Annotated in this window: 10 protein-coding genes; 8 read left to right on the top strand and 2 right to left on the bottom strand. The window is 66.5% G+C overall.

The annotated features are described in order from the left end of the window. From G3N94_RS37410 to G3N94_RS37425, 4 genes are all read left to right on the top strand, one after another. On the top strand, nt 1–844 hold an 844-nt coding region (locus G3N94_RS37410), incomplete at its 5' end, for a protein-L-isoaspartate(D-aspartate) O-methyltransferase (RefSeq protein ID WP_241022296.1). A 5-nt stretch (nt 845–849) separates the two neighbouring features. Beyond that, nucleotides 850–1,719 carry a peptidoglycan DD-metalloendopeptidase family protein gene (locus G3N94_RS37415; RefSeq protein WP_205799255.1) on the top strand — a complete coding sequence of 290 codons (870 nt, stop codon included), beginning with the start codon at nt 850–852 and terminating at the stop codon, nt 1,717–1,719. Between the two features lie 11 nt (nt 1,720–1,730). After that, nucleotides 1,731–2,819, top strand: a complete 1,089-nt coding sequence (gene rpoS, locus G3N94_RS37420; protein ID WP_205799256.1) for an RNA polymerase sigma factor RpoS — start codon at nt 1,731–1,733, stop codon at nt 2,817–2,819. A 3-nt stretch (nt 2,820–2,822) separates the two neighbouring features. Then, a complete protein-coding gene (locus tag G3N94_RS37425) occupies nt 2,823–3,599 on the top strand; it encodes a 3'-5' exonuclease (RefSeq protein ID WP_205799257.1) in 777 nt (258 codons plus the stop codon). A 30-nt stretch (nt 3,600–3,629) separates the two neighbouring features. Here G3N94_RS37425 and G3N94_RS37430 read toward each other — a convergent pair whose 3' ends face one another. Continuing rightward, the gene (locus G3N94_RS37430) at nt 3,630–4,484 is read right to left on the bottom strand and encodes an endonuclease/exonuclease/phosphatase family protein (RefSeq protein WP_205799258.1); all 855 of its coding nucleotides are present in this window, start codon (nt 4,482–4,484) and stop codon (nt 3,630–3,632) included. A gap of 98 nt (nt 4,485–4,582) precedes the next feature. On the opposite strand from G3N94_RS37430, the gene rlmD reads away from it, so the two are divergent. After that, a complete protein-coding gene (rlmD, locus tag G3N94_RS37435; protein WP_205799259.1) occupies nt 4,583–5,980 on the top strand; it encodes a 23S rRNA (uracil(1939)-C(5))-methyltransferase RlmD in 1,398 nt (465 codons plus the stop codon). Between the two features lie 66 nt (nt 5,981–6,046). Here rlmD and G3N94_RS37440 read toward each other — a convergent pair whose 3' ends face one another. Next, nucleotides 6,047–6,742, bottom strand: a complete 696-nt coding sequence (locus G3N94_RS37440) for a Bax inhibitor-1/YccA family protein (RefSeq protein ID WP_205799260.1) — start codon at nt 6,740–6,742, stop codon at nt 6,047–6,049. 249 nt (nt 6,743–6,991) lie between these two features. On the opposite strand from G3N94_RS37440, the gene ndk reads away from it, so the two are divergent. The 3 genes from ndk to G3N94_RS37455 form a co-directional block, all read left to right on the top strand. After that, a complete protein-coding gene (gene ndk / locus G3N94_RS37445; protein WP_205799261.1) occupies nt 6,992–7,417 on the top strand; it encodes a nucleoside-diphosphate kinase in 426 nt (141 codons plus the stop codon). Between the two features lie 57 nt (nt 7,418–7,474). Next, on the top strand, nt 7,475–8,614 hold the full coding sequence (rlmN, locus tag G3N94_RS37450) for a 23S rRNA (adenine(2503)-C(2))-methyltransferase RlmN (RefSeq protein WP_205799262.1): 1,140 nt from the start codon (nt 7,475–7,477) through the stop codon (nt 8,612–8,614). A 165-nt stretch (nt 8,615–8,779) separates the two neighbouring features. After that, nucleotides 8,780–9,490, top strand: a 711-nt coding sequence (locus tag G3N94_RS37455; RefSeq protein WP_205799263.1) for a helix-turn-helix transcriptional regulator, incomplete at its 3' end; no start/stop codon positions are given.

A 9,490-nucleotide genomic window follows, 5' to 3' on the forward strand; every position in this document is an offset into this window, starting at 1 on the left:
GACGCTCGCCACGGCATCGGACAAGCCCGGCGCGTCCAGGTCGGCCGGACCGACGACGGTCGTGCCGAAGCAGGCCGTATCGAAGCCTGCCGCAGCCGCGCCGACCGCGCCGAAGCACGGCACGCCGAAGCCCGCTGTGCCGAAGCCAGCGGCGCCCAAGCCGGCCGCCGCACCGAACGTCGCGCTCGCGGGCACCTTCGCGCTGACGTCGGAACGCGTGCGCGAGCGGATGGTCGAACGACTGCGCGCGAACGGCGTGACCGACGCGCGCGTGCTGGAGGCGATGGCCGCGGTGCCGCGCCACATGTTCGTGGACCCGGGGCTCGCGACGCAGGCCTACGAGGATTCCGCGCTGCCGATCGGCCACCAGCAGACGATTTCGAAGCCGTCGGTCGTCGCGCGGATGATCGAGCTCGCGATGGCCGGCCGTACCCTCGAGCGCGTACTGGAAATCGGCACCGGCTGCGGCTACCAGGCCGCGGTGCTGAGCCATGTGGCGCGCGACGTGTATTCGATTGAACGCATCAAGCCGCTCTACGAGCGCGCAAAGCTGAACCTGCGGCCGCTGCGCGTGCCGAACATCCGTCTGCATTACGGCGACGGACGCGTGGGCCTGCCGTCCGCGGCGCCGTTCGACGCGATCGTGATTGCCGCGGCGGGGCTCGACGTGCCACAGGCGCTGCTCGAACAGCTGACGATCGGCGGGCGCCTCGTCGCGCCGGTCGGCGCGCAGAGCGGGCAGCATCAGGTGCTCACGCTCGTCGAGCGCGTCGCGCACGCGCAGTGGCGGGAGTCCCGGCTTGATCGCGTTTTCTTTGTCCCTTTAAAATCCGGAGTAATTTGAAACCGATGAGTATGTTGCGCGCGATGCAAAACAACCGTTCCAAGGAATCGCTCACGCTCGCCCAGCGCGCGATCTGTGTGGCTGCGTTCACCACGCTACTGGCCGCCTGTGCAACGCGGCTCGACAACGCGCCCGTCGTCGACCGCTCCGGTTCGCTCGGCACGACGCCCGCCGCACAGCCGGCGGTGCCGCTCGGCCCGCCGCCTCCGGGTTATTACCGTGTGAAGCCGGGCGATACGCTGTACCGGATCGCACTGGAGAACGGGCAGAACTATCGCGACATCGCCGCGTGGAACAACCTGGCGAATCCGAATCAGATCGAGGTCGACCAGCTGCTGCGCGTCGCGCCGCCGCCGGGTGGTGCGGCAGTCGCGGGCGCGCCGATGATCGGCGGCGCCGTCGCGACCGCGCCGCTCAGCAGCGGCCCGGCGACGCCGGGCAGCGCGTCGGCTGCGACCAACCCGTCGCAGGCTGCCGCATCGAACGACACGACGGTGGCGTCGAACGGTCCCGTCACGTTCGCGTGGCCGGCGCGCGGCCCCGTGCTGAACAATTTCGACGACGCGAAGAACAAGGGTGTCAATATCGGCGGCAGCGTCGGCGAGACCGTGAAAGCGGCCGCTGACGGCCGCGTCGTCTACGCGGGCAATGGCCTGCGCGGCTACGGCAACCTCATTATCATCAAACACGATGCAACTTACCTCACGGCATATGCACACAATCGCGCTTTGATGGTAAAAGAGGGGGACGCGGTGACGAAGGGGCAGAAGATCGCCGAGATGGGTAATAGCGATGCCGACCGCGTGATGCTGCATTTCGAGGTTCGCCGTCAGGGTAAACCTGTCGATCCGCTGAAGTATTTGCCGGCTCAATAACCGAGACGACCATGCCGAAATCGAAGCGCCACGATCCGCAAGCCGAGTCTGAGAAAGTCAGTCGCGCCACGCAAGCATCGGTGGAGCGTGCTGGCGCTTCGAAGGACGACGAAGAAGACGCCGCGGACAACGAACGCGAGTTCGAGACGCGCGACGCCGATTCGGAAGCCGGCGACGAAGAGCGCGAAGGCACCGCGGACGCGGCGCCCGATCTCGACGATTTCCGCGCACTGCTGCAGGCGGAACTGACCGCCGACACGATCCAGCACTACCTGAACCGCATCAGCGTCAAGCCGCTGCTGACCGTCGAGGAAGAGCAGCGCTATTCCCGCCTCGCGAAGGCCGGCGAATTCGAGGCGCGGCAGGTGATGATCGAGCGCAACCTGCGGCTCGTCGTCAGCATTGCGAAGGGCTACCTGAATCGCGGCGTGCCGCTGCTCGACCTGATCGAGGAAGGCAATCTCGGCCTGATGCACGCGATCGAGAAGTTCGACCCGACGCGCGGTTTCCGCTTCTCGACCTACGCGACCTGGTGGATCCGGCAGAGCATCGAGCGGGCGATCATGAACCAGGCCCGCACCGTGCGCCTGCCGGTGCATGTGATCCGCGAACTCAACCAGGTGCTGCGCGCGAAGCGCCACCTCGAAAAGAACTCGATGTCGACGGGCGAGGCGGCCGAGCGCCGCGAAGCCAGCATCGACGACATCGCCTATCTCACCGGCAAGACCGCCGAGGAAGTGACCGACATCCTCGCGCTGAATGAACACACCGCGTCGCTCGACGCGCCGCTCGATCTCGATCCCGCGAGCAGCCTGCTCGATCTGCTGCCCGACGACCAGAGCCAGTCGCCGGACGCCGAAGTGCAGCACCGTGAGCTCGAGACGCTCACGCGCGCGTGGCTGTCGCGCTTGTCCGACAAGCACCGTCACGTGATCGAGCGCCGCTTCGGGCTGAACCATATCGAGCCCGCGACGCTCGAGGAGCTCGCCGACGAGATGGGATTGACGCGCGAGCGCGTGCGGCAGATCCAGCAGGAAGCGCTGGTGCGCCTCAAGCGGTTCTTCGCCTCCAATGGCGTTCGCAAGGACGCCGTCCTGTAACTGATGACTCCGATTCTGGTTTTTGACATCGAGACGATTCCCGATGTCGACGGCATTCGCCGTCTCGAGGATCTGCCTGCGACGCTCGACGATGCGGCGGTGGCCGAGCATGCGTTCGCTGCGCGCCGCGAGAAGACGGGCAGCGATTTCCTGCCGCACCATCTGCAGCGCGTCGCGGCGATTTCGTGCGTGTTCCGCGACAACAACGGCTTTCGCGTGCGCTCGCTCGGCACGCCGCAGGACAACGAAGCGACGCTGATCCAGTCGTTCTACCGCGTGATCGAGAAATACACGCCGCAGCTCGTTTCGTGGAACGGCGGCGGCTTCGACCTGCCGGTGCTCCATTACCGCGCGCTCGTGCACGGGATTCCGGCGATCCGCTACTGGGATCTCGGCGAGGACGATCGCGACTTCAAGTGGAACAACTATATCTCGCGCTATCACTCGCGGCACACCGACCTGATGGACGTGCTCGCGATGTACCAGGCGCGCGCGAACGCGCCGCTCGACGCGCTCGCGAAGCTGTGCGGGTTTCCCGGCAAGCTCGGAATGGACGGCGGCCAGGTCTGGACGGCGTTCCGGGACGGGCGCATCGACGAGATCCGCAATTACTGCGAGACCGACGTCGTCAACACGTATCTGCTCTATTGCCGCTTCCTGCTGATGCGCGGCGGCCTGACGCCGAGCGAGTACGCGGACGAAATCCTGCTCGTCAAGAACGCGCTCGCGCAGGAGCCCGCGCCGCACTGGGTCGAGTATCTGGCCGCATTCGCCGCTTGATTCCCGTCAATGCCTGTCAATTAAAGCCCGTCAATCCAGTTCGAGCACGATCGGCTGGTGATCGGACGCGCGCGTGTCGCCGTCGATCTCGCATCGCGTGACGCGCGGCAACAGCGTGTCGGTGACGAACACGAAATCGCATGCGAGCGGCCCTTCGGACCACTGCACGGTGTCGTACACGCCGGCCGTCGGTGGCGGCGCGAACCCCGGATGGCGCGCAACCCACGCATCGACGAAGCGCGGTGCGTCGTCGAGCGGTGCAATGAAGCGCCGATATGCGTCGCTGTCGTATGCGCTGTTGAAGTCGCCGCAGACGATCGCATCGCGCGGCTGCGCGGTCGTGCTGAACGGGCCGTTTTCGTTCTCGGCCCGCGCGGGGCGATCGGCATGCGCGCACGCTTCGCGATGCCGGTCGTGCAGCGCATCGACCTGTGCGCGCCGCTGTCGCGCGGAATAATATTCGAGGTGGGTGGTTGTCACGCGCAGCGGGCCTGACGCGGTCGTCACCTCGACTTCGAGCGCGACGCGCGGCATCGACGGGGCGGCTTCGTCGGCCGGCCACGGCAGCAGCCGGCGCATCACGCGTCCGGCCGGCAGGCGCGTGGCGATCGCATTGCCGAACTGGCGGCGCGGTGCGCCGGGCGTGGCAGGCGGCAGGTCGGCGCCAATCGCGTCGATGATCGTGTAGCCGGGCAGCAGCGCGGCGAGCTCCGCGAACTGGTCGTGGCCAGGGTGGCCGGCCAGCGCGCCGAACCCGCGCGTGACTTCCTGCAGGCACAGCACGTCGAAATCGCCGAGCTGGCGCGCGGCGGCAATCGTGCGGGGGAGATCGACGACGCCGTCTGCGTCCCGACCCCATTGGATGTTCCAGTCGATCAGTCGCATGGTCGATCTCCGCTGGATATTTGGCCCGATGCAAAGCGGGCGAGAGGCGATCCTTCGTCTACAATCTCGCCTTCTTCAACGTTTGTCAGGAAAAGCTGGTGTCCGAAGCTGCCCCCACTTCTGCGCGCAAGTTGAAAAGCGTGCCCGCCGCGCCCGATAGCGCCCCGGTTCTCGAGATCGAATCGCTCGACATGGACGCGCGCGGTGTCGGCCGCGTGACGACCGAGGATGGCGAGCCGGGCAAGGTCATCTTCGTCGAGGGCGCGCTGCCCGGCGAGCGCGTGACCTATTCGAGCTACCGCCGCAAGCCGAGCTACGAGCAGGCGACGGTTGTCGATATTCTGCGCCCGAGCGTGATGCGTACGCAGCCGAAATGCAAGTTCTTCGGCACCTGCGGCGGTTGCTCGATGCAGCATCTCGACATGCGCGCGCAGGTGGCGATCAAGCAGCGCGTGCTCGAGGACAACCTGTGGCACCTGTCGAAGCTGCGCGCGGAGACGATGTTCGCGCCGATCCACGGCCCGTCGTGGGGCTACCGCTACCGCGCGCGCCTCACCGTGCGCAACGTCGTGAAGAAGGGCGGCGTGCTGGTCGGTTTCCACGAGAAGAAGAGCAGCTACGTCGCCGACATGACGAGCTGCGAGGTGCTGCCGCCGCACGTATCGGCGATGCTGGTGCCGCTGCGCCGGATGGTCGAGGGGCTGTCGATCCGCGACCGCATGCCGCAGATCGAGCTCGCGGTCGGCTCGCAGGTCACGGCGCTCGTGCTGCGTGTGCTGGAGCCGATCAACGAGGCCGACGAAGCGCTGCTGCGAGCGTTCGCGGACGAGCACAACGTGCAGTTCTGGCTGCAGCCGAAGGGCCCGGACACGGTGACGCCGTTCTATCCGCTCGACGTGCCGCTCGACTACACGCTGCCCGAGTTCGGCATCCGCATGCCGTTCAAGCCGACCGACTTCACGCAGGTGAACCACCAGATCAACCGCGTGCTGGTGGGCCGCGCGCTGCGCCTGCTCGCGCCGTCGCGCGACGACCGCGTGCTCGACCTGTTCTGCGGGATCGGCAACTTCACGCTGCCGCTCGCGCGGCTTGCGCGCGAGGTGATGGGCATCGAGGGCAGCGAGACGCTGACGACGCGCGCGCTCGCGAATGCGCGCGAGAACGGCGTCGACGGCCACACGACGTTCGCGTGCCGGAACCTGTTCGAGGTCACGGCCGACGACCTCCGCGCACTCGGCGCGTTCGACAAGTTCCTGATCGATCCGCCGCGCGAAGGCGCGCTCGCGGTGTCGAAGGCGCTCGCGGACATCGCGCAGAGCGGCGAAGGTCCGCTGCCGCGCCGGATCGTCTACGTGTCGTGCAACCCGTCGACGCTCGCGCGCGACGCGGGCCTGCTCGTGCACGAGGCCGGCTACCGGCTGAAGGGCGCGGGCGTCGTCAACATGTTCCCGCATACGTCGCACGTCGAATCGATCGCGCTGTTCGAGCGCGACTGATCGCGCGGGCGGCGGACGTAAAAAAACCGGCCCGCGGGCCGGTTTTTTGCTGGTGTGCAGCGAACGTCAGTTGCGGTTGCCGCCGAAGATGCCGAGCAGCGCGAGCAGGTTCGTGAACACGTTGTACAGGTCGAGGTAGATCGCGAGCGTCGCGGTGATGTAATTCGTCTCGCCGCCGTTCACGACGCGCTGGACGTCGAACAGCATGTATGCGGAGAAGATCACGATCGCGAGCACCGACACGGTCAGCATCAGCGCGGGCAGTTGCAGGAAGATGTTCGCGACCGATGCCAGCAGGATCACGATCACGCCCATGAACAGCCACTTGCCGAGCCCGGAGAAGTCGCGCTTGCTGACGGTGGCGATCGTCGCCATCGCGGCGAATATCACGCCGGTGCCGCCGAACGCGAGCATGATCAGCGACGGGCCGTTCGAGAAACCGAGGATGAAGCTGAGCAGGCGCGACAGCATCAGGCCCATGAAGAACGTGAAGCCGAGCAGGACGAACACGCCGGCGGCGCTGTTCTTCGTGCGCTCGATCGCGAACATGAAGCCGAACGCGATCGCGAAGAACGCGAGGAGGCTCATCGTCGGGCTGGTGGCGGCGAACAGCGAGAAGCCGGTCGCGACGCCGACCCACGCGCCCAGCACCGTCGGAACCATCGATAGCGCGAGCAGCCAGTAGGTGTTGCGCAGCACGCGATTGCGAACCTCGACGGTGCTGACGGTGCCGCCGCGGCCGAAATTGTACGAGTCGTTCATGGTTTCTCCTAACATTGGACGCATGGGCGTCCGGGGCCGGTCTGGCGCGCGCGGTGTGCGGCGCAGCAAACCGGTGCAGCTATGGCTAAGATACGTTCCGCACCGGGAGGTTTCAATGGCTGCCCGTTGCAAAATGCATACTGTTGGAACCTTACGCACGTGTAAGGGTTCAATCGCAATGATACACGGGATCGTGCTACAATAGCGGATTCATTTGGAAGTGTAACTTCTTAATTTCTTGGAGTTTTTATGGCAATCGAGCGCACCCTGTCGATCATCAAGCCGGATGCGGTGGCAAAGAACGTGATCGGCCAGATCTACAGCCGCTTTGAAGGCGCCGGCCTGAAGATCATCGCATCGCGCATGGCGCACCTGTCGCGTGCCGACGCCGAGAAGTTCTACGCTGTCCACGCAGCGCGTCCGTTCTTCAAGGACCTCGTCGAGTTCATGATCTCGGGCCCGGTGATGATCCAGGTTCTGGAAGGCGAAGGCGCGATCCTGAAGAACCGCGACCTGATGGGTGCAACGGATCCGAAGAAGGCCGAAGCGGGCACGATCCGCGCCGACTTCGCGGACAGCATCGACGCGAACGCGGTGCACGGCTCGGACGCGCCGGAAACGGCAGCGGTCGAAGTCGCGTTCTTCTTCCCGGAAATGAACGTCTACTCGCGTTAAGCACTGACTGAGCATTCAGGCAGGCAGGATTCAGCGCACGCGGCAAGGCAGGGCACCATGACGAGCGAAACTTCCGTCAATCTTCTCGACTTCGACGCCGAGGGCCTTGTCGCGTACTGCGGCAGCCTCGGCGAGAAGCCGTTCCGCGCCAAGCAGTTGCAGCGCTGGATCCACCAATACAACGCCGGCGATTTCGACGGCATGACCGATCTCGCGAAATCCTTGAGAGAAAAGCTCAAGGGCCGCGCGACGATCGCGATGCCGGATATCGCCAGCGATCACGTTTCCGCCGACGGCACGCGCAAGTGGCTGATCGACGTCGGAAACGGCAACGCGGTCGAAACCGTGTTCATCCCGGAAGAGACGCGCGGCACGCTGTGCGTGTCGTCGCAGGCTGGGTGTGCGGTCAATTGCCGCTTCTGCTCGACGGGCAAGCAGGGCTTCTCCCGCAACCTGTCGACAGGCGAAATCATCGGCCAGCTGCGGATGGCCGAATTTGCATTGCGTGCGTCGCTCGGGCGCGCGCCCGGCCCGAACGGCAAGGCCGAACGAGTGATCACCAACGTGGTGATGATGGGCATGGGCGAGCCGCTGCTGAATTACAGCGCGGTCGTGCCTGCGATGCGGCTGATGCTCGACGACAATGCGTACGGGCTGTCGCGCCGCCGCGTCACGCTGTCGACGTCCGGCGTCGTGCCGATGATGGACCGCCTCGGCGCCGAATTGCCGGTCGCGCTGGCCGTGTCGCTGCATGCGCCGAACGATGCGCTGCGCGACGAACTGGTGCCGCTCAACAAGAAGCATCCGCTTCGCGACCTGATGGCCGCGTGCCAGCGTTATCTGAAAGTCGCGCCGCGCGACTTCATCACATTCGAATACTGCATGCTCGACGGCGTCAACGACACCGAAGCGCATGCGCGCGAACTGCTCGCGGTGACGCGCGACGTCCCGTGCAAGTTCAATCTGATCCCGTTCAATCCGTTTCCGGAGTCGGGACTCATCCGATCGAAGCCGGAGCAGATCAAGCGCTTTGCGCAGGTGCTCATCGACGCGGGCGTCGTCACGACGGTGCGCAAGACGCGCGGCGACGACATCGACGCCGCGTGCGGTCAGCTGGCCGGTGCAGTGAAGGATCGCACGCGCCTCGCGGAACGGACGGGCGCAGCAGGGAAAATTATCGAAGTCCGGGCGGTTTGACGGGGCTCCTGGTTGGGGATGCCCGGATTTTTTGGCAGTACAACACGCGAATAGCGATCGGACGCGGCGCCAGGTGCGCCGCGCATGGCATGGACGGTCGCGGGCGCGGCGCCGGCAGGAGCCGGCAGCGCCCGCCAGTGAAGAAGAATCGACGCGAGGACAAGGATGAGTGAGCCGCAGCCGTCAAACGGCGCAGAGACGAACGCCGGCAAACCGGCAACGGCCGGACTGGAATCGCTGGCGGCCGTGGGAAGCCGGTTGGCGCAGCTTCGGGAAGCGCGGGGCTGGACGGTCGACGACGTGTCGGCGCGGCTCAAGGTCGCACCGCCGAAGCTGCGGGCACTCGAGGCGGGCGACATCAGCCATCTGCCCGGCGTGACGTTCGCGCTCGGCGTCGTGCGCAGCTACGCGAAGATGCTCGGCGTCGATCCGGAGCCGTTCGCGCAGGCGCTGCGCCGCGAGCGCGGCGTGCCGGAGGTGGATCTGTCGATGCCGGCAGCGTCGGGGACGGATCTGCCGCGCGGGCGCGTGTCGATTCCGCTCGGCGGCCCGTCGCGTCACCGTCCGTGGATGTGGGGGACGGCGGCCGCCGTCGTCGCGGTGATCGCCGCGGCGATGTGGCACACTGGCGGCGATTCGTCGAACTGGCTCGCGCGCTTCAAGGGCGGCGGCGCGCAGGGTGCGTCCGCTGCGCAGGCGTCGGCGGCTGCGTCTGCACCTGCTGCGTCTGCACCGGTTGAGACGGCGTCGTCCGTCGGCGAAGCGAGTGCGGTCATCGCGTCGGCGTCCGCGGTCAATCAGGCTCCGGCCCCGGCGGCGACGTCGGCTGTCGCGGCGGCGGTGCCGCAAGCGGTGGCATCGGCTGCGCCGGCGCCG

Origin of the sequence: Burkholderia sp. Ac-20353 (assembly GCF_017104785.1) — a bacterium.
GTDB lineage: Bacteria > Pseudomonadota > Gammaproteobacteria > Burkholderiales > Burkholderiaceae > Burkholderia.

Bases quoted from the DNA above. Each gene is read 5' to 3' on its own strand.
- G3N94_RS37415 (WP_205799255.1), top strand. From the start codon at position 850: ATGAGTATGTTGCGCGCGATGCAAAACAACCGTTCCAAGGAATCGCTC.
- rpoS (WP_205799256.1), top strand. From the start codon at position 1,731: ATGCCGAAATCGAAGCGCCACGATCCGCAAGCCGAGTCTGAGAAAGTC.
- G3N94_RS37425 (WP_205799257.1), top strand. From the start codon at position 2,823: ATGACTCCGATTCTGGTTTTTGACATCGAGACGATTCCCGATGTCGAC.
- G3N94_RS37430 (WP_205799258.1), bottom strand. From the start codon at position 4,484: ATGCGACTGATCGACTGGAACATCCAATGGGGTCGGGACGCAGACGGC.
- G3N94_RS37440 (WP_205799260.1), bottom strand. From the start codon at position 6,742: ATGAACGACTCGTACAATTTCGGCCGCGGCGGCACCGTCAGCACCGTC.
- ndk (WP_205799261.1), top strand. From the start codon at position 6,992: ATGGCAATCGAGCGCACCCTGTCGATCATCAAGCCGGATGCGGTGGCA.
- rlmN (WP_205799262.1), top strand. From the start codon at position 7,475: ATGACGAGCGAAACTTCCGTCAATCTTCTCGACTTCGACGCCGAGGGC.